Raw genomic sequence first — 631 nt, forward strand, 5'->3', positions numbered from 1 at the left:
GTTCCAGAAGGGGGAGAAGGTTTTAAATTTTGGTATAATTATTTTTCTGATAAATTTTACTATAATGAGAAAAAAGAGAAAAAATTTTTTGCACTAAATTCAGAAGAAAGAATTTTATACACAAACTATATTACTTATTTCCAACAATTAACCGATAATATTCCAAATTATCCAACAATATTTTTATTTGATAATGAACCGAATAATAGAAATGGTAAGGATAAATCTCCCTTATTTTTGTTTGCGAATCATGCAAAAGACTTGATGAACCCTCAGAATGAAGAATCGGAGGGTTCAAAGAATAAAAAATTAGAAGATAAGATTTCAGACAATTTAGAAAAAGTTAGAAGAGAAAAACCTTGGCGAATTAATAAAAAGGATAACCTATATATAATGGCAACTCCTCTAATATCTAATAAGAATGACGGTAACTCGTCTGATATTGAAGATTTATTATTTTCGTCGTCTCGAAATTCGCCACCTATTTTAAAAGGAAAGGAATTTCATAAAGATGGTGGAGCAAATTATTATGGAAAAGAAATTCTTTCAAAGCATGTTCTGAAAAATTATAAAGAATTCGATTTTACTGAGTTTATCCCTTTGCTAGACGGCATAAGAGATAATATCCTAG

Annotated in this window: 1 pseudogene; it reads left to right on the forward strand. The window is 28.5% G+C overall.

Going from position 1 to position 631, the window contains the following annotated elements:
- Positions 1–631: pseudogene (locus D8804_RS09995) on the forward strand (retron Ec67 family RNA-directed DNA polymerase/endonuclease); the annotation flags it as partial.

The organism is Streptococcus oralis (assembly GCF_003944215.1).
Lineage (GTDB): Bacteria > Bacillota > Bacilli > Lactobacillales > Streptococcaceae > Streptococcus > Streptococcus oralis_BI.